The following is a 23,127-nucleotide window of genomic DNA, read 5'->3' as shown; positions in this document are numbered from 1 at the left end:
GAATGCTCTATTCTTGAACATACTAAGAGATGAGTAAATACTTCACTGCGTTCAGCATGACAAGCGCGGCGTTATTTGTTCTTACAACCCCTGTCTATAAGGATTTTAAATCTTAAAGCCCTGTTATTCCGTAATTCTGGAATAACAGGGCTTTATTTTTTAAAGTATGAAAACGATTTGCACGGCAGTTATTTTATTATTTACTACGCTAACAGGCCCGGCTAATAAGCCGGTAAGTAAGGTTGATCTCAATAAATTTTCGGGTAAGTGGTATTCTTTGTACTCTATTCCTACCATGTTTGATAAAGGCACGCGCGAAACCACCACCACATATACCCTCAATGCCGATGGTTATTATAATGTGGTAACCGTAGCTAAAAAGGGTGAAGACAATGTAATAAAAACCTATAAATCAAAACTGTTTCCTGATAAAGAAGATAACGGAGCCGAAATGAAGGCGCAGTTCATTTGGCCTATAAAGGTTGATTACTGGGTTATTGACATAGCCGATGATTACTCCTATGCAGTAGTTGGGCATCCCGACCATAAGTTTTTATTTATCATGAGCCGCAAGCCATCCATACCGCAAAAGGAATATGAGGAGATCATAAGCCGTTGTAAAGCTATGGGTTATCCGGTTGAGAAATTGGTTTCGCAGCAGCACAAAGCCGGTTAATATTTTATATCCCCTAATTAATTGAAGGCCGCCCTATCAGCGGTCTTTTTTTTGCTGCTAAAACCAACATTTTATAAGGGTTTCTCGTAAAACTGGAAGCTATATTATAAATGAAAAGCTGGTTAAAAATATTACTATTATTGGTGGCTATTCTCGCTTTGGGCCTTGGCTTTTATATAAATCAGCGCTATTCGTTTGAGAAAAGACATGCTTTTATCCCCGAGAAAAAGTACAAGAATAACATATTAAGAATAGGCATAATTGGCGATAGCTGGGCCACCGGTATTTCCATAGATACCATTATAAGCGATGAGTTTTTAAGACACGGGCAAAAAACCGAGATCATATCTTTTGGTCAGCCCGAAGCAAAAACCAAGCAGATCTACGATAATTTATATGCTACTCCCGGTACGCCTTACTCCAGTAGTGAAATTTTGCACCATAACCTCGATTATTGTATAATTTTGGCCGGCACAAGTGATGCCAGCGGCGAAATGGGCGCTAAATTTTACGCCTATTATTGCTCGCTTATTATAGACGATTTGCTAAAAAATAAAATTGAACCTGTTTTTGTAACCATGCCCAGTTTTGGCTTTAAGGAAACTACCGATAGTTTGGGTATCCTTAAAAATGTACGCAATGAAGTAACGTCTTTACTGATAGATAATGGCAGCACCGGCAGTCTTGATGATTATCGTAAAGAGGTAAATGAATTGCTAAAAGATACCCACCTACAAGATTCAACTATTATTGTCCCTTTTAATAGCGCGGGGGATAGCTACCAAAAAAACAGGATCTTGTATCGCAATAGCGGGCATCTTTCAACTGCGGGCAAACAAAAAATGGGGCGGTTGATTGCCCAATATATTTTAGATAAAATGAAAAGCACAAATGCCCCGGTACAACATGGCGGAGCGGGCAACGAAAATATCGTTAATTCCGAAAAGAAGAAATGAGGCGACCTGCTGGTGGCTAACTCGTTAGTTTTTTGATATCGCGGTAGCAGAGATACAGCGGAATGATTCCAAAAATCCCAAAACAACAATCGATCAATCGCCAGTAAACGGGGATGCCCCTAATTGGACCGGCGATAAACGCCAAAGGGAAAACCATTACGCAGGCAATCATTCCAAATTCAATGATCCAAATGTTTTTTACTGGATCGCGCAGCGGCCCTATGAACACAGTTGCTATTACCAGGTGACCAAAAGCCAGCCAATCGGTACCATAGCTTAGATAGGGGTAGTTTTGATTAGTTGTTTTTACAGCGTGGTAAATGGTACTGATCCAGGCGGCCATAAAATCGGGGAATATATGCGCGTGTGCCGAAAGAAAGGCCAGTTCGGTTTCAATAGGGAAGGCGGTTATTCCGCTCAGTACCAGGCCAACAATAAACACAATTATCCAGTTTTTAACGCGCCTGCGTATTTTCTGCTCGTTTTGCATAATGAGGGTGAATTTATATAATTGTTGAGTTAATTTATTGCAATTAGCAGGTTTATGAAGATTTACTATATTTGTGTCAAAGGAAATGGTGTCTTCCTACTTAACCGCCCTAAAAAGCTGATGGCGCCTGCATAATGATTAAATCACGGGGAAACTTGTGCTAAATTTTGCAGGTGAAAAAATATAACAGCGGTTCCATTTCAAAATCTAAAGGTGTAATAAATCCCCACCTCTCCAATATTTCTTCGATATTCTATCTTAAATTAGCGTTCAATAAAATGAATGATAAACTTTTTACGTCTGAACAGTTTTTGATCCTGAAGCGCCAGTTGCGGTGGACCGTAATTATTATCCCTATAGCCATAGTAATAGGCAGTATGGTAGCACTGTTTTTATGGCTTTTGAGTTTAGCTATTCATTTTCGGTTTAAAAATACCTGGCTGCTTTACCTATTGCCCCTGGCCGGCATATTGATCCATTTTATTTATAAGCTGGCAGGTGGTTCATCAGAAAAGGGAAATAACCTTATCATCGACGAAATACACAAGCCTGGTGGCGGTGTGCCAAAGCGGATGGCACCTATTGTGCTGGCAACCACAATAATTACCCACCTTTTTGGCGGATCGGCAGGGCGAGAGGGCACAGCGGTGCAAATAGGCGGCAGCATAGCGCAAATGTTTGGCAAATGGTTTAGGCTTAATGAGGCCGATACCCGCATTGTACTCATTGCGGGGATAGCAGCAGGTTTTGGAGCTGTATTTGGCACCCCATTAACCGGGGCTATATTTGCTATGGAGGTGCTAACTATGGGCCGTATTCAATATAATGCACTGCTTCCCTGCCTTATTGCAAGCATTGTTGGCGATGTAACGGTGGCTGCTTGGGGCATCCATCATACGGCTTACCACATCGATGTTTTTGCAGTGGCGCCACATTGGTTTTCGGGTTATTTTTCGTTTGATGTTTTATTGCTGGTCAAGATCATCGTAGCATCCATAGCATTCGGATTGGCCAGTTATCTGTTTGCCAGTTTGGTTCATGGTATCAAAACCTTTTTTATAAAGCGGATCCCAATAGCCTGGCTTATTCCGGTCATTGGTGGATTGATCATTATAGGCCTCACTGCCATTTTGGGTAAACCCGATTATCTAAGCTTAGGTATCGATGCTGAACATGCAGGAGCGGTCACGATACCATCGGCATTTCATGCAGGCGGGAGCGACACATGGAGCTGGCTTTGGAAAACTATTTATACCACTGTTACGCTTGCTACGGGCTTTAAGGGGGGCGAGGTTACCCCGTTATTTTATATTGGCGCAACGCTGGGCAATACCCTGTCCGTTTTGATGGATGCACCAGTAGGTCTTTTCGCGGCGCTGGGTTTTATAGCTGTTTTTGCCGGGGCTACCAACACCCCGTTAGCATGCACTTTTATGGGCATTGAACTCTTTGGCGGGCAATATGCTATCTTTTTTGCAGTGGCCTGTTTTACAGCATACTTTTTTAGCGGGCACTCGGGTATTTACGGTTCGCAGCGTATCGGGATATCTAAATTAGATGACAGCCAATCAGCAGATTCCTACACCTTAGCAGATGCTGCAAAGCGCCGGCAAACCTATCTGCGGCAAAAAATAGAAAAGTATAAGCTGGGCAAAAAGTAGCAACTGGCAATTAACCGATACAAACTTTTATTGTTTCTTAGTAGAATCCTTAACGGCCTTTACTGCAGGGAGCTTGTCCCCGGTTTTTACAACTGTATCCTTGATTGCCTTTATTGTGCCGTTTGTCTTTATTGTTGTATCCTTAATTGCCTTGGGTGATGTTGCCGGACTGCCGGTTTTAACCGTGCTATCTTTAACAGCTTTTATAGGTCCTCCCTTTATAACCGAATCCTTTGTCATTTTTAGCGGACGCAGTTTCGTAGTATCAGTTTTAAGGCTATCTCCTTTTAACGAATGGCCTTTCAAGCTATCGGCAGCCGCACCATTTATTGGTTTGCCACCCGGTGCCTGCAAGCCAGACTTACCTTTTGCCGCTGCAGGTTTTTTATGTCTGGATGGAATGATGGATTCTTTTGATATAGGTCTGTCCTTCGGTTTCCAGATAAAGGCTTTTAGCAATTTATCATCCTCCGTAACCTTGCTCATTGGCAGGTATTTGTTTTCGGGTTTGGTTTCAAACTTGGTTCTTATAGCCTGTCCGTTTTTAAATGTTACCCTTATACGACTGCTGAGCGATCGTTGCATCCCCGTAACTTTACCGCTATCGCGTTTAAAGTAAATACTTTCGGCATTGCCTACGGTGTACATGGTTTCCAGCTTGTCGTTCTTAAAGAAACCCCGCATTTTTTTTCCGCCAACCTGGTTATAGTGTACCGAATCTTTTTTCTCGATATTAACAATAAACGCATTGGGGAACAACTCTATATTGTCCAGTTTTTTATTGCGCATTTGCAGGTAAACGGTATCGCCCGATAACTGGGAGTCCTGCGTCCAGAACATTGGTTTTACATAACAGCGTATAGTTGAATCACTGGCGCTGTAAAACAATGAGTCGGATTTTCCCTGCAGGTCCGATTTAAAGATCTTTACGTTATGGTGTGCTATCAGGATTCTTACCCTGGCAGTATCCGCCAGCTTGATTTCGTGGGTGGCAAAAACAGGATCGTTTTGACGGGCAACACGGGCAACACTGTCTTGTTTAGCCTTTTTTACCGCCGCCAAAGCATCCTTTTTACGTTGCAGCGAATCATTAACAGGTTTTGGCTTGCCGAAGAACAGCTTATGCAAATAGGTAGTATCCATCTGCATTCGCGGCCGAACAGCCACTAAAAACTTTGATGATGTGGGTTTCTTTTTAATTGCTGCCAAAGCAGCCGCTTTTTTCCCCGCTTCGGATGTGTCCACATATCTGAAAGCCCGTTGCTTTTCCTGGTAAGCCTTCAGGTTTTTGTAAGTCATTATCTGGGTTTCCAGCGTATCTGCCGTCATGTATATCGAGTCGCGTTTTACCTTTTCTGCCGGTTTTGCGGTAGTAGAAGTTGTAACGGCTGCTGTATTTGCTCCTTTCTTAGGCTTAATGGCTTCGCCCAGTTTGGCCATGTTGGTGATCTTCGCCGCATCGGCAGGTTTGTTTTTACCTTGTTTGGCTAACTCTTTTATAGCTGAATTTACCTGCGCCGAATCTTTATTGGAGATGGTTCCCTTTGGCAGGAGCGCCTGCCCCATTTTAGCCATATTGGTTATTTCATCGGTCGACATATTTTTCGCCTGTTCCGATAAGGCCTTAATAGTCGAATCTGCTTTTACCGAATCCTTTTTTGCTATAACAACGCCTTTCGGTTTCAGGTCCTGCACCATTTTGGATAGGTTGGTTACAGGCATAGTATTTGGTGGCGGCTTTAGCTCCTTGTTTTTAGCAAGCTGTGCCGGTGGAGGAACCGAATCTATTTTGGTGGTGTCCTTTTCTTCGGTGGTCATTACCACGTAGGCGTATTGCGTAACAACGGTGCGCTCATCGGCCCTGAAGTAAGTACCTAAATCGCCTTTCAGGGTAATCTTCTGTTCCCTGTCTATAAAGGTTATATTTTTAACGGCGCGACCATAGCCTTTAAGCTTATCATAAAATAAACTATCGCCTTTTAATGATTTTGTACCTTGTTTATACAGGTTGTGCTTGCCGAAAGCCGCCTGCTCTACAACGGTGTTATACTGGCCGTTTTCGGTGTAAAGGGTGTCGTTGTCTTTTTTTCCGTAGATGTTGCTTGGGCCTAAAAAGTAGGAGATTCGTGTGCCGGTATTATACCGCAGCGTATCTGTTTTTATAAGCGCATCGATGGTGGTAAGTACCACATCGTACCTGAAATACGAATCGCGGGAGTTGGCGAAATAGTAGCCATTTTTACTCGTAAGTACGTTATCCTTATTAATAAGCTTGCCACCACTGGTATAGGTGCCTATACGGGTGGCTGTATTATAGGTAAGGTAATTGGTAGTGAGGGTAGCATCCCTGTCAACCATTTTAACATTATCGGTAAGGATGGCGATTTTTGTATTACCGTTGTAATTTAACTTATCTGAGTAGATGTTGAGCGTATCGCCCTGATTAATATTTACATTGCTAAACGCATCAAAAGCATTTTCCTTGTAATAAAAGTAAGCACTGTCTGACCGTAAGGTGGAAAAGTCCTGCTTAAATACGCCTTTATACACCTTTATTACATCGCGGCCATTCATCTTTAAGCTCACGCTTCGTTCCGATTGTATCAGGGTTACGATCGACTTTTTTTGGCCCATAACTGTGGCCGCTATCGTCAATAATAATAAGCTTAAAACGTATTTCCTCACGTTGGCAAAATTAGTTTTTTGTTGGGGTTATTAAATTAATAATTTTGATGAATGCTACCAACTAAACAGTTTGTTGATTTTATTGAACAAAACGCGTTATTTACCGGCGACAGCAACATCCTGGCGGCGGTAAGCGGTGGCATGGACTCGGTTTTAATGGCCCATTTGCTAAAAGCCGCGGGCTATAATTTTGCTATTGCCCATTGCAATTTTCAGCTGCGTGCCGATGAAGCCCTGCGCGACCAGGAATTTTGCAATAGCCTGGCCAACCAGTTGCGCGTGCCCTTCCACACTATCAATTTCGACACCAAAGCGTATGCAGCCGATAAAAAGATCTCTATCCAGATGGCAGCCCGCGAATTGCGTTACCAATGGTTTGATACCCTGAGCCGCCAGGCTGGTTACCAGCATATTGCGCTTGCACACCACCAAAACGATACTATTGAAACAATATTGTTGAACCTTACACGCGGCACCGGAATTGCCGGTTTACACGGTATTTTACCTGTAAACGGTAAGCTGGTACGCCCAATGCTGTTCCTGAAACGCGAAGAAATAACCGCCATTGTTGAGCAGGAGAAAATATCCTATGTAGAGGATAGCTCCAACGCATCGGCAAAATATGCGCGTAATAAAATACGGCTGGAGGTGGTGCCAAGGCTAAAGGAGCTTAACCCATCGCTTGAAAATACTTTTGAAAATACCCTCAAGCATTTCAGGGATCTGGAACAATTGCTGGAAAATCACCTTACAGAATTAAGAAGAACCATACTTAAGCAGGGCATTGACGACAGCTATTTTTTAATTGAGGATATTAAAAAATTAAACCCTGCAGGCTTGCTGCTGTTTAAACTACTGCAACCATACGGTTTTAATGAAACTGCCGTTGAAGATGTGTTGTCGGTTTTGGATAAGCATTCAGGCCGCATATTTGAGTCGGCCGGGTATTTGTTGGTGCTTGACCGGGATAGGCTGATTCTCAAAAAAAGAACCATTGGCGGGCAGCAATCCATCAGCATAAATGAAACGGACCATGAGGTGCATTATGATGGGTACAAGTTGAATTTGCTGCATGACGACAGTGCTTTAATTATTAAAGATAATCCTATGGCCACATCAATTGATGCTGCTTTGCTGGTTTACCCGCTTACACTGCGTGCCTGGCAGGAAGGCGATTATTTTTATCCGCTGGGCATGAAGGGTAAGAAAAAACTGAGCGATTATTTTATCAACCAAAAAGTACCTTTGCATCAAAAGGACGAAATTCCGATACTGGTAAATGGAAATGACGAAGTAATGTGGGTTGCCGGGTACCGGGCCGACGAAAGGTATAAAGTAAATAATAACACTAAAAAAGTTACTATCTTCGAATTGTATAAACTAAGATGAGCGATAAAACAGCCTTTGTAGAAAAACAGTACCTCGGCAGGGAATTTATACCCATTACCATTCGCTTGGTTTTGGCTATGTTTTGCTTTGCAGCCTATTTTTTTACCGATGAACGCGAGCGTAACGGCGATTTGCTGGTTGTTGTGGGTTTTGCCATCATTATTATATCTATTATCATGGGGTTTCTGCTCCATTTCCGTACAAAGGTTGAAAATAAGAGCATTCTTCTTAATGGCTTGTGGACAACCCGCCTCGTAAAGATTGACCTTAACGGCATTGTGAAAGTGGAGAAGGGCTCCTACAGCCGCTATCTTTTTAATAACCCTGTTTATAACCTGCACACCAAGGGAACAATCCGTTTTTATACAGCCGGTAACGACGCCATTCACCTTACCGACAGGGATGGCCTGTTATACATCATTGGCTCCCAACATGCTAATGAATTTTTACGGGCGATTAAAGAGGAAATGAAAAAGTAATTTCCCAACACTTAGGAAGCGTTAATTGCGTGTGATTATAGGTGATTTAAATCAATAGCACCTATTGAACAGCAGCGTTGTATTTTAAAAATGTATTTGTTTTTATGTACATACATTTGTACATTTGATTTTATTCAAATCATTATAACTTACCTAACATTAGCTAAAACCGATGGCATCCACGCTTAAATCCTTGTCAACATTAATTGCTTCAATTGCAATATCCTGCACACAATTTTTTTGCTATGCGCAGGTAAAGCAGCCGGTTGATTATGTTGATCCGTTTATTGGTACATCAAATTCACGGTGGATGCTGTTCCCCGGCGTTACGCAGCCAAATGGCATGGTAAAGTTAAGTCCGGATAATCAGCAGGGTGTTTGGCAGGGAGGTTATGAGTATTCTATTGGCAGTATCCATGGCTTTAGCTTTTTGCACGGGTGGACAATGGCCGGTCTGCTCACTATGCCCGCCAATGGCGATCTGACCTTAAAACCCGGTGGCGCCGATGAACCATTTAAAGGGGCAAACGCGGGCTATCATTCGCGCTTCAGGCATGAGGATGAACATGCTTCACCGGGCTATTATTCTGTTTATTTGTTAGATCCTGAGGCAAAGGTAGAGCTTGCATCTACAGAAAGAGCGGGCTACGAGCGTATAACCTTCGCTAAAGACAGCACAAATCGCTTTATGGTAAGTTTAAATGTACCTGCCGAATATGGTTACGACTTAAAGGACGCGGTAATTACCAAGGTAAGCAACACCGAAATACAAGGCTATGCTAAATCCTCATCGGCGGGGTTTAATGATTATACACTTTGTTTTGTGATGCAGTTTAGCAAGCCGTTTCAGCAATTTAGCGGTTGGGTAGATCAGCGGGAAACCGGCAGTAATACCGAAGTAAAAGGAGCAAGGGATGTAGGTGCTTACCTAACTTTCCCAACCTCAAAACAGGAGCAGGTTATTGTGCGCACGGGTATTTCCTTTGTGAGCATAGATCAGGCACGCGGCAATTTAAAAACAGAATCGGCCGGGTTTAATTGGGATTTTGATGCTTTAGTGAAACATAACCGCGCTGCATGGAACAATATTTTAAAAACCATTGAGGTAGATGGCGGTACGGAAATAGATAAGAAAAAATTTTATACCAATTTTTACAGGTGCTTTACCGCTAAAATGATCATGAGCGATGCCGACGGCAAATACACCGATGCTTGTGAAAACGTACAGCAGCTCCCGGCAGGCAGAAAAGCCATGATTGGCGGCGATGCTTACTGGAATACGTTTTGGAATTTGAATTTGCTATGGTCGTTAACTACGCCGGATATTGTAAATCAGTTAGTTGGTACACAATTGGAAATGTACGAGAAAACAGGCTGGTTATCTAAAGGCCCGGCGGGAATAGAGTACTCAGGCATTATGGAAGGATCGCATGAAATGGCACTTATGACCAGCGCCTACCTGAAAGGTATAGTTAAAAAAGACGCCGGAACGGCCTACCTGGCTATGAAAAAAAATGTTACCGTTGAGCCGCAAAACACCTGCGGAGGGTATCCCGGAAATCCGAAAATAACCGACTATGCTAAGCTTGGGTACGTGCCCTATGAAAAAGGCGCTGCCTCCAAAACGCTTGATTATGCTTATGACGATTGGTGTGTGGCGCAAATGGCGCAGCTGCTGCACAAAAACGACGATTATAACTTTTTTTTAAAACGCTCGGGAAGCTGGAAAAATGCATTTGACCCGCAGCTAAAATATGTACGCCCAAAAGGCGAGAATGGTTCCTTCGAACCAAACTTCGATCTGTTTTCGGTAAATCATTTTGTGGAGGGCAATTCATGGCAGTACTCGCTGTACGTGCCGCATGATATCCCGGGACTGGTAAAGTTTATTGATAAGGATGTATTGCTGAAACGGATAAAAACAGGTTTTGAAAAATCGGAATCAAAAAAATTCGCCGCGCACGCGCTTGACCGCACCATGGGGCAATCTGCCGAGTATTACATTAACCAGGGTAACGAGGTAAATATGCAGGCCCCGTATTTGTTTAACTATGTTGGCAAGCCCCATTTAACCCAGTATTATACCCGTAAAATATTAAGCACATTTTATGATGCATCGCCATATGTTGGCTGGAATGGGGACGAAGATGAAGGCCAAATGGGGGCGTGGTTTGTTACCAGTGCACTGGGTCTTTTTGAAATGAACGGCGGTACATCGCCCGACTTGAAAATTGACCTTACCAGCCCGTTGTTTCAACACATCAAAATTAAGCTCGATCCGGCCTATTATGCGGGAAAGGTATTCGAGATAAAGGCTTATAATAATTCGCCCACAAATATCTATATCCAGTCGGCCAGGCTTAACGGAAAGCTTTTAACGGAAAATGCAATTAGCTTTAAAGATATAGTAAAAGGCGGCAAGCTGGAATTGTTTATGACATCAAAGCCCTAAAAGGAGGTTTTTAGTGCTTTCCGAGTGTTGTAAACAGCGCGTTAAGATCTATCAGTAAATGACAAATAATAAGCACCTTCAGGTTTCGGTATTTGTAATAATGATAGGCAAATACAAAGCCTATTATTATGGGTATCAACACATTTATCAGCGTGCCGTAGCCATAGTGCATTAACCCGAAAAGCAGCGTTGAAATTATAATTGGCAGATGTTCGTTCTTAAAAAACTTCATAAGCCTGGGAATCATATACCCTCTGAAAATGAGTTCTTCTACAACGCCAGCCGTAATAATGCCGAGTAATTTTAAGGGTATGCTAAAATTACGCATCAGCGAAAATGCCGCACTTGCTTTAAGCAAACCCAATGGTCGTAATATCACCACCGTTAATGCAGCCAGGGTTAAAATAAATAATAGGGTCCCAATAACCGATAAAATATAAAAGCCAAAGGAGTAGGCTTTTTCGGGCCATAGCAAAAAAGGCTGCCGTTCTTTTTTAGCTACGTAAATGTATATGATTGCCAGCCATACCCAGAAAACTATCCGAGTTATAAAAAAGCGTAATCCCATGGATAATTTTAATGCAGATAAAAATTGTGCACCCGCAAAAACAGCCAATAGCAATGCACCCGTAAGGATAAGTCCTTTTAATATAATGGTATTATCGCTTTTAACTGCCGTTTGTTCCATGTGGTATTTTAAGCGTAATATAGCTTATTTGCATCAATGTACCTCGCAATAAAAAAGCCCGCTTCATTTTGAAGCGGGCTCGGTAGAATTACATTTTCAACCCTATTTCTCTCAACCGCTCATCCAGGTATTCGCCGGCGGTGATATCAGTATATAATTTCGGATGCTCCTCATCAATACATGAAGCAAGGCTGGTTAAATCCATATTAGCTTTAGGATGCAGGAAAAAGGGCACCGAATAGCGGGAGTTCTTCATTTGATCGCGTGGCGGGTTAACTACCCTGTGCGTGGTTGATTTTAGTTTGTTGTTAGTTAAGCGTTGCAGCATATCGCCTACGTTAACCACCAGGTCTTCGCCATGTGCCTTAACCGGGAACCATGCGCCTTCGCGGGTAAGCAGTTCCAGCCCATCGGCGCTTGCACCTATAAGCAGGGTAATCAGGTTAATATCCTCATGCGCGCCGGCGCGTACGGCGTCATCCGGTACCGAGTCCAGGTCGGTAATAGGGAAATAGTGCAGTGTACGCAAAATGGAATTACCGTTGTGTACCTTATCGTCGAAATAATTTTCTGGCAGGTTCAGATAAACAGCAATAGCCTGGAGCAGGTGTTTGCCTGCACCTTCCAGTTTTTTGTAAACATCAAGTGTGGTGCTGTTAAAAGACGGCAGCTCATCAACTACTATATTGTCGGGATAAAGGTCTTTGATGACAGCTCCATCAGTAACTGTTTGGCCAATCTGCCAAAATTCTTTAAGATCGGGTGTTTTAAAACCCTTTGCAGTTTCCTTACTTTTACCCGTATAACCACGCTGACCAGCCAGGCCAGGGATCTCGTATTTTAATTTAATCTCGTCAGGCAATGAAAACAGGGTTTTAACCTGTGCATACAGTTCATCAATAAGTTGTTTGCTGAGGCCGTGGTTGGTGATGGTTACAAAACCTGTTTGGTTAAAGGCGCGGCCAATATCGTCAGAAAACTGCTTACGATCGGCAGCGTTGCCGTTTATATAGGAGTTAAGATCCAACCGTGGAATATTTACTGTGCTCATAGTATAATGTATATGGTAGAAGGCAAAATTATTCAAAATTTAAGATAGCTTTTGATAACCGGCGATAAAAAGTTTTTGTGTAACAATATAATAGTGCTAACTATACTAACTCATTAAAACAATTTTTGATTTAAACGTTTTATAATCTGTTCTGTCATACTACACGAACTACTTTTATAAAACCTTGAAAAAATGAAATATTTAAATAAAATATGCGGCTTAGGCGTAATAGCATTTTTGATAATGCTGGCCGTACCAAATAAGAGCCACGCCCAGGAGGGTGGCTATGTATCAGACCAGGAATTTTATGACGAGCTTGATCCTTACGGTACCTGGGTTGATGACCCTACCTACGGAAACGTTTGGATTCCTGATGCCGAAGATGGTTTTAGGCCATATGCCTCACGCGGGCACTGGGTAGTAACAGACTATGGCAATACCTGGGTGTCAGATTATCCGTGGGGATGGGCAACTTTTCACTACGGCAGATGGCGCTATGATGATTACTATGGATGGGAATGGATTCCGGGCCATGAATGGGCACCGGCATGGGTTAACTGGCGTAGGGGCGGTGGCTATTATGCCTGGGCTCCGTTAACACCAGGTATTAGCATCAGTCTTTCGTTTGGCAATAACTATCGTGTGCCCGATTCTTACTGGACATGCGCCCCCCAGGCTTACATTGGCCGGCCAAACATTTATAATTACTATGCGCCGCATGCCAGGGTAGTAAATATTATACACCAAACAACTATTATAAATAACACTTACGTGTATAATAACCGTACCTACGTAACAGGGCCGCGTATTACCGAAATAAGAAAAGTTACCAGAGAAAACGTTAGGGTATATAAAGTTGGTAATGCCAGCAGAAACACAGGCAATACAACTATTACCAATAACACGCTGAATGTCTATCGTCCTCAAATTCGGAAAACTGCCGATGCACGCCCGGCAAGGGTTGTAAACGGTAACGAATACCGGAAAGAGCACCCAACCGAAGGCATCGCCAATAGGCAAGGTGGCCAGGCAACTATAAACCGCAATAATGCGGCAAGGTTGGCGGCAGTTGCAAAAAGTAATAATGAAAAATTGGTTAAAGTTAATCACGACAGACCAGCCACCGCAACAAGGCCGGGACAGCCAGACAACAAACGTCCCGATCAGCCAAATACCCGGCCTGCACAAGCAGGGGCAAGACCAACACCAGCACAGGGCGATAACAAACGTCCGGATCAAAACACTCGTCCCGGACAAAGTGGTGTTAAACCTGCTGTACAACCCGGGGCACGCCCAACCAGGCAGCCAAACAACGCCCAAGCTACTGATCAGAATAAAGTAAGGCTGCAACAGGAACAGGCAAGGCAACAACAAGAGCAAGTTAAACAAAAACAACAGCAGGGACGACAAACCGGTCAGCAGCAACAGGATCAAGCTAAACAACAGCAGGCGCAGCAACGTCAGCAGCAAGCAGATCAAGCTAAGCAGCAGCAATTGCAACAACGTCAGCAGCAGGCGGGGCAGGCTAAGCAACAACAGGCACAGCAGCGCCAGCAACAACAGGAGCAGGCCAAGCAACAGCAGTTACAACAACGCCAGCAGCAACAAGAACAAGCCAAGCAGCAACAGGTGCAGCAACGTCAGCAACAACAGGAGCAGGCTAAGCAACAGCAATTACAGCAACGTCAGCAACAACAGGAGCAGGCCAAGCAGCAACAGCAGGTACAGCAACGCCAGCAACAACAACAGGCACAGCAGCAGCAGGCACAGCAACGCCAACAACAGCAAGCACAACAACGTCAGGCTCAACAACAGGCTCAACGCCAGCAGCAGCAAAAGCAGCAGCAGGAAAAAAGACCCGTTGCCCGTCCTGTTGATCAGTAATTGTTAAACATCTTATAAAATTGCAGATAGCACATATAAAGTTTATATGTGCTATTTTTATGTTTTTTAACTTCGCAAATCATATGAAATATTGGCTTTCCGCATTAGCTTGTACAATAATAACGGTATTATTGATAACGGTTTTCCCGGTAACAGATAAAGCAGAACATATTGCTGTACCTACTCCTAAACCATCGGCACAAATAAACTTTATTGAAAATTCATGGAACGAAGCTTTGAAACAGGCAGCGGCTCAAAACAAATACATTTTTGTTGATGCTTATGCCACATGGTGCGGGCCATGTAAAATGCTAAAAGCAACAACCTTTAAAAACAAAAAGGTGGCCGAGTTTTATAATGGTAACTTTATAAATGTAGCTATGGATATGGAAAAAGGCGATGGCCCGCAGCTTGCCGCTAAATGGGGTTTAAGAGCGTACCCAACATTGCTTATATTTACGCCTAAAGGTAAACCTGTTTACGGCTCCGAAGGGTATATAGGTGCGGATGCCCTGATAAGGTTTGGGGTAAAAGCGCTTAACAAATAAGCACATAAAAAAACCGGATCGCTTGTTATGCGCCCCGGTCTTTTTTAATATTTGAAAACAATGTAGCTTATGGAGTAGCTTTAACAATAAATGAACCCAACAGTAAATCATATACCTGGCCCATGCTCAATGGCTCATCAAATGCGGCGGTTGCAACAGCAACAGAAGTAGTAGATGCTGAATAGCTTTTTAGTGTTGTTACATTTACGCCACCTTGAGTAACGTTTTCTTCGCCTGCATAGTTGCCATCAACCAAGGCTACGCCGGTATCATTACCTTTTGATGCAGTACTGGTGATCCAAGGTGTAACACCTATAATCTGGCGTATTGCAGATGCGTGACGGGCCTCAACTGCGTGAATAGATAAAGCAGCAGTTAAAACAGTTTTATACAGATCGGCACCGGCTGCTGCCTTGTTGGCTAAAATGTTTTCGGCCTGACCTTTATAAGCGCGAACGCCGGTATCTTCAAACGCAAGGGCTACTTTAAGGAAAAGTGAGTTGTAATTACCAGCTGTAAATAATCCTTTAAATGGTCCGTTTCCGCTTCCATTGCCAGCTGTGTAATCTACTGCTGGTACAGTCGCTGGAGTGCCACCTACCGATTTTATAACATTGGTTAAAAATGTTACGTGGTTGTTTTCATCATCCTGGATATCCTTAATGTAATTTAAGTCAGAGGCAGGGATCAAGTTTGGCGCTGCTACTCCGGCATTATAAAATCCGGCTTCAAGATATTCTAAGGTAAGCGCATAGTTTAAAATATCAACAACTGAAGGAACAGCTGTTTGCGCTACTGATCTTTTTATCATTGTACCTAAAGCAAAAGGCACAGCGGCTAAGGCTACCTTTGAGCCAAAGCTGGTAATGTTTTTAATCGCGGCACGACGAGGGTTTAACTTGTCGGTAAAATCCGGATCAATTTTTTCAATTTCGTCTATTATATTAAATAAATTCATGGCGTTTTCTGGTTTAAGCTGCTACGTAATTGTAATTTGATGCACTAACTTTAGTTTTCAGGTATTTATTGGCAATTGCCAATACTTCGGCTATCGAGGCTGATTTATTCAATCCGTTGGTTCCGTCAACCTGATCGGAGGCTGCAAATGATCCTGGTACAAGTAGGTTGCTTATTAAAGCAGCGTGTCTTGCCTCAACTGAAACAATTTTACCAGCTAATGTAAGATAAACCCCACCGCCAATTAAATAGCCTGCGCCATCATAAGCCTTTACACCTGTATCTTCAAAAGCCTTGGCTGCGCCAAGCGTTGCAGCCCTGTTAGTAAAGTCAATTGAGCTAAAGTCAGGAGTTAGGCCTGGAATGGCATTTACGCCCAATGCAGCCTTAAAAAACTCGCGGTGTAAAATTTCGTGATCGCGGATGGAAGTTAACATCTCCTTTTCGCTGGAAGAGATGCCAGAATAAGGCGTTAAAATTACCTGAGTGTAAAATGCTGCTTCAAGTTGCTCTAAAGCATAAGCATAATTAAGGATGGCTAAATCTCCTGTTGCGCCAATATCAACACCGTTACTGGTAATTACTTTGTGATCTTTATGGCAGGCTGCAGTAGCTAAAAGGCCAACTGAGGCGGCCCCGATACCGGCGTAGCGCAGAAACGATCTCCGGGCCATATTTGCGCCGGTTATGTTTTCTTGTGATTCTGTTTTCATAGAAATTTAAATTTTAAAAGTGTTTCGATTGGTTTGCTTTGTTAGTATGACATACGCGTATAGAAACTCATCGGATTGTAAAATGTTGATAATTAACTCACTCTTAATCAGAGTACTTTTAATAGGAGTAAAATTTAAATGAAAAGGCTATGGAACAGCAAGGTAGACGTGTAAGTGTATCAACCGTTAAGGTTGTTGCGGGATGGTGGGGAGTTTAGATTGAAAAAGTTTTGCACAAAAAAGGCCGAAAGACTCTCGCAGTATTTCGGCCCTACATCTACCTATGAAAAACAACCCTTTGAGAAGGGTATAAAGTAATATTCAATTGCAATGCCAAATGCCAAAACAGGCCTATTAAGTATTTTTGGCTGTTTTTTAATTAATGAGATAAATTAACGTGGAATTACTTCCCCGGATAATGGGCAATACTTGCACAATGGGTTGATATTTAGATGGGTAACGTCACATCTCACTGTTTATATACAGCGATAACTCCAATTAAATAAGTGAACATACCAGAAACCATACGTCACAAATGTTGTTAATGAATTATGGACTACAATGTTTATTTATTGGCCACAGACCCTAAAAATCCTTGCCAGGATGTAATCCACTCGAGGGATACTCGATTGAAGGTTAGGGTTTTTTGCCTTGATGACGAGCGCTTTAGTCCCGATGATGGTGAAATTCAGCTATATGGGTACGCAAATAGTAAGTTATTTGCCTTTGAAACCATCAACATAGTAGCCGAAGATGCCCTTGACCTGGTAGGGGCAATACAGTGGTACGCCAACTATATCAGTTACCCGGAGATGGAAATCCTACCTGAAGACCCCCGGCCGGGCCAAAATATAGCCATGTAAGCTTATAAAGGACACATAATTATATTCCTTTTAATTATAACTGGTTAATAAATAGCCATCTAAAACAAAATGTAAATTTTTTTTTGAACAATAGATCAAAGATTCTATATTTGCAGACCCAAAAGCAAGGGAGTTTAGCTCAGCTGGTTCAGAGCATCTGCCTTACAAGCAGAGGGTCACTGGTTCGAACCCAGTAACTCCCACACTTTTAAAAGCCCGACAGAGATGCCGGGCTTTTCTTTTTTAGTTTATCACGTACATTTGCAAATAGTACTTAGCGGCGAGAAATATGTTTAACTTAACAATACATATGGTTTCGAGTCTTGACGGCTATATTGCCAAAAAAGACAATAGCATTTCGTGGTTTGAAACATCGGATAGCTACGAGAACGGAATTAACATTACGGAGCAAGAGGCGGCGGAGTTTCTTAAAAAGATAGACTGTTATATAATGGGTTCCCGGACATATGAACACGCCTTGGAGCTTTCAAAATCCTATGGATGGATTTACGGAGATGTGCCCACTGTTGTATTAACTCATAGAGAACTGCCCGTTGACAGGCAGAATATCGAAACTTATTCGGGCGATTTAAACAAACTTGTGAATGAACGGTTAAAACCGAATTATAAAAATGTTTGGCTTGTAGGTGGCGCTGAACTTAGCAGAGATTTCATCCGTTTAAACTTAGCTGACGAAATAAGGCAATCAATTCTACCCATTATTTTAGGTGATGGAATACCGTTTTTTGATCAAATAAGACAAGAAAAAGCGTTACATCTAAAAAACGTTACGGCCCACAGTAGTGGTATGGTAGAACTCTGTTACGAAATAAAAAAATAACATTTTTGCCGGCTGATGTAGTAGTTATTAAGTAACCTTACCATATCATTTAACAACCATGCTATTTCATTTCAGAGATAAGTTTCCGCAATTAAATCCCTATTGGGATAAGTATCTGGAATTTCAGCAACGGCTGGAAGTACCGGCAAAAACCATTTTGCTTTACGAGGGCAAAATATCGCAGAACTATATTTTTGTTGAGAAAGGCTGCGTAAGGGCTTTTTTTAATAATAACGGCGACGATAAAACTATCCAGTTCTTTTTCGAAAATGAAGGGCTTTTTTCGGTCGATAGCTTTGTTAATAATATTCCGAGTGTATTTAGCATAGAAACCATTGAGCCATCGGTTATTTACCTGCTGCCGAGGGAATACGTTACTCAATTGATGGCCGAGTTGAGTGCCGAACCGGATTTTTTGCAAATTGTGTTAAAAATGTTTACCCAAAGACAAACGCATTACATCAATGAATTTGTTTCCTTCATCCGCGATACGCCCGAGCAGCGCTATAACAACCTGTTAGTCGAACGGCCGCATATTGTACTGCGGGTTCCGCAGCATTACATTGCCTCTTACCTGGGTGTAAGTGCCGTACACCTGAGCCGTATTAAAAGTAAACTGGCAAAAGGTAAGTTACATTTCTAAACTTGATAACATATGTTATCGTTACGGGACTGCTTCCTGATCTAATTTTGTTTACACAAAAAAAGGAAAGAAAATGAAAGCAGCAGTAATATATCAAAAAGGGGAATTACCCCAATATGTAGATTTTCCGGAACCGGTAGCACAAAACGGCGACGAAGTGCTGGTTACGGTAAAAGCAGTAGCCATTAAACACTTTGATAAGGTACGGGCAGCCGGCAAGCATTATTCAAACGATGCACCGCAGGAAAACGGTCGTGTAATTGGCGGCGATGGCGTTTGCCTGCTGAAGGATGGCACAAGAGTATACGGCATGGGCGTAAGCGGCACGCTGGCTCAAAAAGCAACTATAGAAAAAGACCGGATTGTAAAACTGCCGGATGGGGTAGATGATGCTACAGCGGCAGCTTTGCCAAATGCCGTTATCGGTGCGGCAATGGGGCTTAAGTTTAAAGCAGACATTCAGCCCGGCGATGTGGTGTTTATAAATGGGGCCACGGGTTTTACAGGGCGCGTTGCGGTGCAGATAGCCAAACATTACGGAGCAAAAAGAGTAATTGTAACCGGCAGAAACCAAACTTCGCTCAATGATCTTTTATCACTGGGTGCCGATGAGATCGTATCTGTAATGCAGGACGATGAGCGTTTTAAAGCACAGATTGCCGCAATCCATTCACAAACGCCTATTGATATCATCGTTGATTATCTATGGGGACACACTGCCGAAATGATACTGCCCTGCCTAAAAGGCAAAGGCTCCTTTACCAATAAAATAAGATACGTATCTGTAGGCAGTATGACGGGCGATGTTATCCAATTATCCGCGGCAAATCTCCGTAGTGTTGATCTGCAGTTAACAGGTTCCGGCCTGGGTGCATGGTCCAAACAGCAGGTTGGTTTGCTTTTTAGCGAGATCTTGCCAGAGATGTTTCGTCTGGCGGCAACAGGCAGGCTAAAAGTGGAAACCACCTCCGTAAAGCTGGAAAACATCGCTGAGCTATGGAATCTGGAAGTAGCAAACGGGCAGCGGCTGGTGGTTACCATTTAAACGTTTTTAAAGTCAGGATTTCTATTCTGGAGATAAAGGAAATATACTGCTATAAACCCTTCAAGTTAAGTTTTGAAGGGTTTTTTGTTTGCGACAAATTGCGTCGCCCTATTTCATTATTTCCCGCTGAATATCAAATAAAAACTCGAAAAGGTTTACCTCTGTTGGAATAAGCAGTTTTTTACGGAGCCTGTACCTGCTTATTTCTACCCCGCGTACAGATATGGCCATCAGCTGGGCAATTTCCTTGCTGGATAGGTTCATGATCAGGTAGGCGCACAATTTAAGTTCCTGCTGGTTAATGGTAGGGTAGCGCTCTTTAAGTACGGTAAGGAAATCGGCGTGTACCTTATTAAAGTGTACCGAAAATTGCTCCCACTCTTCGTTTATTTTTTTCTCTTCTGATAAAAGACGCAGGATCTTTTTAATCTCTACAGCATCTACCATGTCCTGGCCGGATTTGTTGAGGCGCTGCAGTTCTTCCTTTACCTTTAACAAAAACTCTTTCTTTTGCACCAGGTTCATCGCTGCCGATGCCAGTTCGGAGTTTTTGTATTCAATTTCAGTTTCCAGCTTTTCATTGCGAAGTTTAACAACTTCGGTTTCGGCTATTTCCAGTTCCAACTGGTGAAGGTAAGCCATACGTTTTTGTTCTTCCTCGTTCTTTTGGCGCTGTAGTAAAAGCTCTTTTTCCTGGTTGCGTACATGGCGTTTTTCCTGCAGCTTATAAAAAAAATAAAGCAGGGAAATTACCAGCAATATATAAATGCCATAAGCCCACAAGGTTTGGTACCAGGGTGGATTAATGGTGAACGAATATGTGCTCACCGGCGATTCGTTATTTTGATGGTTGCGCGCCCTTATCTTAAAGGTGTAATTGCCTGCTGGTAAATTAGTATAGTCCTTTTCGGATTTTTTCGACCAATCAGACCATTCCTTATCAAATCCGTCTAAGAAATAACTGTATTCTACATTTGACTGTTCCTCAAAAATGGGCGATGAGTATTCAAAATGCAGGGAATTCCATAAGTAGCTTAATGATGGCGTGCTGGCTGCCGATTGCCGGCCATCGTCATTCACATGGCCAAAGTAGCCACCAAAAAGCAGGCTGTCTGTATTGGCTATGGCTTTTACCTTCCTGATATAAATTTGCAGCGGGTGGATATTTTCCTTGTATTTAGCATAGTTGATATGATAAAAGCCATTTTCGCCGCTTACAAAAACGTTGTTGTCGTTTATTGGATACACGTTTTCAAAGCCGCTCAAGATACGCCCAGTTAACTCGGGGAAATTGATAATGTTGGGCTTATGATGCGAGTAATCAACCACGGCCATACTTTTACCCTGCACAAACCAAATATTACCCGCTGGGTCCTGCTTTAGGTAGCGCAGGCTACGGGTGCCAAAAATGCTTTTAAACTCGGCCGAGATCATGAACCTGTCGGTTTTGCGGTTGTATTCATACACACCTTTTTCGGTAGCTACAACCACCCGGTTACGGATCTTAAAAACAAAATTGTTGAGGGTTGATGGCAAGCCCTCGGCTTGTGTATACACTTTTGCCTGCTGGCTGTTAAGGCTCAGCTTATAAACGCCGCGATAGGGGTGCGATGTCCAGATGGTATTATTACTGTCGATCTCCAGGTAACGAGCCGACTCTTTAAAATTGCCGACACTGCCTTTATCAATAAAGGCAGCGTCCTTATGCTCAAACAGGCGCACGCCATAATAGTTACCGGCTGCGATTAACGAGCTATCCGCTTTTTTCGATAGCGAATGAAAAAGCCAGAAACCACCGCTTTTATCAACAGGGACAAGTTTGTCGTTCTTTATCTCCGAAAAACCATCATCGCTTCCCGCCAGTAAACTGCCATTTACAACCGATAAATTCCATGATAGGCCTTCAGACAGGCTCCGGAAATTATTACGTGTATAACTCAGATCGGCAATGGGATTTATCGGTAACTGATAAATACCGTTGGATAGTGCGAAGTAAAGGCTGCTTTTATACATTGCCATAGAAAAACCGCCGCCATCCTTAAAAACTGTGGGGTTTATGTGCTTAACCGCATTATTGTAGGCTATAAAATCAATGCCATTATCAAGTCCCAGCCATATATTATGGTTATTATCCATAAGCAGGGTGTGCACATTACTGTTTTGCAAGCCATCTTTTTTGGAGATATTATCAACAACGGTACCATCCCGGTTTACCTGGTAAATACCGTTTGAATAAGTGCTGATAAGAAAGCTATTAGCATCTAACTGAACCGCATTGGAAAAATGCTGACCGTTATCTATCCCAAGGCCATTAAATACCCAGGGTTTTAGCTGGTTACCGGTTAAAATGAACACCCCGTTTTTGGCGGTAGTAATGAGGCTTGATGTTTTATTAAAAGGCGATATGCTGGTAATATAAAAGCCATTAGGTAGCAGGCTTTTGGCAATGAGGGTTTCCCAGCTGCCATCTTTATAAACAAGTACCCCCTTTTGCTCATCGTGCACTATCAGCTGTTTTTGATGCAGCCCCATATACAACCATGCCGAATATGCGGGATAAATAGTTATCTGGTTATTGCTGTACCTGAAAATACGGGTACGCGAGCGAAAAAATATATCGCCATCATTACAAACGATATCCCATATATCTGAAAATTTTTGATCGGCTTTGGGCAGCAGATTTTTTAAGGAAGTGAAAGTCAGCAATCCGTTTTTGTCCGGCGAAAAATAACCTATTTCGTCCTGGCCGCCGGCATACAATCTTTTATCATTTCCAAATTCAATTGACCATACAATGGTTTTATTAGGCAGGGGATAAAGCTGCCAGTAAGCGCCGTCGTAAACCAGTACGCCCTCGTTATTGGCAAAATACATACGACCTTGCGCATCCTGTTTAATTTTCCAGTTTTGGGTGCCCGCGTTGTACTGTTTTTTTTCATAATTAATAGTTTCGCGCTGTCCGATGTAGGCCTGCGCAAACAAAACCTGCACGTTGGCAAGTATCACAATTACAAATAAAAAGGCTCTTAACGGCATAATTAGGCGGTATTGGCTAAGCTACATCATTTTTATGCAGCTAAACAAGGCTTATAATAATGAATTTACG

19 protein-coding genes, 1 tRNA gene and 1 riboswitch are annotated in these 23,127 nt (G+C 42.6%); of the genes, 13 read left to right on the top strand and 7 right to left on the bottom strand.

The genetic code is table 11. The features are described 5' to 3' along the window. Positions 1-166: 166 nt before the first annotated feature. Both BLS59_RS11945 and BLS59_RS11940 read left to right on the top strand, forming a co-directional pair. The gene (locus tag BLS59_RS11945; RefSeq protein ID WP_091149500.1) at positions 167-676 is read left to right on the top strand and encodes a lipocalin family protein; all 510 of its coding nucleotides are present in this window, start codon (positions 167-169) and stop codon (positions 674-676) included. 110 nt (positions 677-786) lie between these two features. Beyond that, entirely contained in the window at positions 787-1,632 is an 846-nt protein-coding gene (locus BLS59_RS11940) for an SGNH/GDSL hydrolase family protein (protein WP_091149499.1), read from the top strand. Positions 1,633-1,648: 16 nt separating this feature from the next. Here BLS59_RS11940 and BLS59_RS11935 read toward each other — a convergent pair whose 3' ends face one another. After that, positions 1,649-2,122 carry a hypothetical protein gene (locus tag BLS59_RS11935; RefSeq protein ID WP_091149498.1) on the bottom strand — a complete coding sequence of 158 codons (474 nt, stop codon included), beginning with the start codon at positions 2,120-2,122 and terminating at the stop codon, positions 1,649-1,651. A 72-nt stretch (positions 2,123-2,194) separates the two neighbouring features. Next, positions 2,195-2,259, top strand: a riboswitch (Fluoride riboswitch). A 141-nt stretch (positions 2,260-2,400) separates the two neighbouring features. Here BLS59_RS11935 and BLS59_RS11930 point away from each other — a divergent pair. Continuing rightward, positions 2,401-3,783: a voltage-gated chloride channel family protein gene (locus BLS59_RS11930; protein ID WP_091149595.1), complete on the top strand. Its 1,383-nt coding sequence runs from the start codon at positions 2,401-2,403 to the stop codon at positions 3,781-3,783. Between the two features lie 27 nt (positions 3,784-3,810). On the opposite strand, the gene BLS59_RS11925 is transcribed toward BLS59_RS11930, so the two are convergent. Then, complete coding sequence (locus BLS59_RS11925; RefSeq protein ID WP_091149497.1) at positions 3,811-6,417, bottom strand: OstA-like protein; 2,607 nt, start codon at positions 6,415-6,417, stop codon at positions 3,811-3,813. A 102-nt stretch (positions 6,418-6,519) separates the two neighbouring features. On the opposite strand from BLS59_RS11925, the gene tilS reads away from it, so the two are divergent. The 3 genes from tilS to BLS59_RS11910 all read left to right on the top strand — a co-directional run bounded on the left by tilS (position 6,520) and on the right by BLS59_RS11910 (position 10,788). Then, positions 6,520-7,857, top strand: a complete 1,338-nt coding sequence (gene tilS, locus BLS59_RS11920) for a tRNA lysidine(34) synthetase TilS (protein WP_091149496.1) — start codon at positions 6,520-6,522, stop codon at positions 7,855-7,857. Continuing rightward, positions 7,854-8,336, top strand: coding sequence for a hypothetical protein (locus BLS59_RS11915; RefSeq protein ID WP_091149495.1), 483 nt, complete (start codon positions 7,854-7,856; stop codon positions 8,334-8,336). Before tilS ends, BLS59_RS11915 begins: the two co-directional genes overlap by 4 nt. Before the next feature lie 172 nt (positions 8,337-8,508). Further along, positions 8,509-10,788: a GH92 family glycosyl hydrolase gene (locus tag BLS59_RS11910; protein ID WP_091149494.1), complete on the top strand. Its 2,280-nt coding sequence runs from the start codon at positions 8,509-8,511 to the stop codon at positions 10,786-10,788. 10 nt (positions 10,789-10,798) lie between these two features. On the opposite strand, the gene BLS59_RS11905 is transcribed toward BLS59_RS11910, so the two are convergent. Next, a complete protein-coding gene (locus BLS59_RS11905) occupies positions 10,799-11,476 on the bottom strand; it encodes a CPBP family intramembrane glutamic endopeptidase (protein WP_091149493.1) in 678 nt (225 codons plus the stop codon). Positions 11,477-11,564: 88 nt separating this feature from the next. Then, positions 11,565-12,527 (bottom strand): isopenicillin N synthase family dioxygenase, encoded by a 963-nt coding sequence (locus BLS59_RS11900; protein WP_091149490.1) that lies wholly within the window; start codon positions 12,525-12,527, stop codon positions 11,565-11,567. 192 nt (positions 12,528-12,719) lie between these two features. Here BLS59_RS11900 and BLS59_RS31590 point away from each other — a divergent pair, with 192 nt between their 5' ends. Both BLS59_RS31590 and BLS59_RS11890 read left to right on the top strand, forming a co-directional pair. Next, positions 12,720-14,411, top strand: a complete 1,692-nt coding sequence (locus tag BLS59_RS31590) for a DUF6600 domain-containing protein (RefSeq protein WP_162842614.1) — start codon at positions 12,720-12,722, stop codon at positions 14,409-14,411. Positions 14,412-14,494: 83 nt separating this feature from the next. Then, positions 14,495-14,959, top strand: a complete 465-nt coding sequence (locus BLS59_RS11890) for a thioredoxin family protein (RefSeq protein WP_091149594.1) — start codon at positions 14,495-14,497, stop codon at positions 14,957-14,959. A 67-nt stretch (positions 14,960-15,026) separates the two neighbouring features. Here the strand turns inward: BLS59_RS11890 and BLS59_RS11885 are convergent, their stop codons facing one another. Further along, the gene (locus BLS59_RS11885; RefSeq protein ID WP_091149488.1) at positions 15,027-15,917 is read right to left on the bottom strand and encodes a ferritin-like domain-containing protein; all 891 of its coding nucleotides are present in this window, start codon (positions 15,915-15,917) and stop codon (positions 15,027-15,029) included. Positions 15,918-15,930: 13 nt separating this feature from the next. Continuing rightward, the gene (locus BLS59_RS11880; RefSeq protein WP_091149485.1) at positions 15,931-16,629 is read right to left on the bottom strand and encodes a ferritin-like domain-containing protein; all 699 of its coding nucleotides are present in this window, start codon (positions 16,627-16,629) and stop codon (positions 15,931-15,933) included. A gap of 551 nt (positions 16,630-17,180) precedes the next feature. Here BLS59_RS11880 and BLS59_RS11875 point away from each other — a divergent pair. The 5 genes from BLS59_RS11875 to BLS59_RS11855 all read left to right on the top strand — a co-directional run bounded on the left by BLS59_RS11875 (position 17,181) and on the right by BLS59_RS11855 (position 20,021). Continuing rightward, on the top strand, positions 17,181-17,492 hold the full coding sequence (locus BLS59_RS11875; RefSeq protein ID WP_091149483.1) for a hypothetical protein: 312 nt from the start codon (positions 17,181-17,183) through the stop codon (positions 17,490-17,492). Between the two features lie 128 nt (positions 17,493-17,620). Further along, positions 17,621-17,695 (top strand) — tRNA-Val (locus tag BLS59_RS11870). Between the two features lie 86 nt (positions 17,696-17,781). Further along, entirely contained in the window at positions 17,782-18,333 is a 552-nt protein-coding gene (locus tag BLS59_RS11865; RefSeq protein WP_205411250.1) for a dihydrofolate reductase family protein, read from the top strand. A gap of 58 nt (positions 18,334-18,391) precedes the next feature. After that, positions 18,392-18,976: a Crp/Fnr family transcriptional regulator gene (locus BLS59_RS11860; RefSeq protein ID WP_091149481.1), complete on the top strand. Its 585-nt coding sequence runs from the start codon at positions 18,392-18,394 to the stop codon at positions 18,974-18,976. A gap of 73 nt (positions 18,977-19,049) precedes the next feature. After that, complete coding sequence (locus tag BLS59_RS11855) at positions 19,050-20,021, top strand: quinone oxidoreductase family protein (protein WP_091149479.1); 972 nt, start codon at positions 19,050-19,052, stop codon at positions 20,019-20,021. 108 nt (positions 20,022-20,129) lie between these two features. On the opposite strand, the gene BLS59_RS11850 is transcribed toward BLS59_RS11855, so the two are convergent. After that, on the bottom strand, positions 20,130-23,057 hold the full coding sequence (locus BLS59_RS11850; protein WP_091149477.1) for a ligand-binding sensor domain-containing protein: 2,928 nt from the start codon (positions 23,055-23,057) through the stop codon (positions 20,130-20,132). Between the last annotated feature and the right edge of the window lie 70 nt (positions 23,058-23,127).

The sequence above is a fragment of the Mucilaginibacter pineti genome, from assembly GCF_900101875.1.
GTDB classification, from domain to species: domain Bacteria; phylum Bacteroidota; class Bacteroidia; order Sphingobacteriales; family Sphingobacteriaceae; genus Mucilaginibacter; species Mucilaginibacter pineti.
The sequence above is the reverse complement of the archived record's forward strand: the minus strand, read 5'-3'. Positions and strand labels throughout refer to the sequence as shown.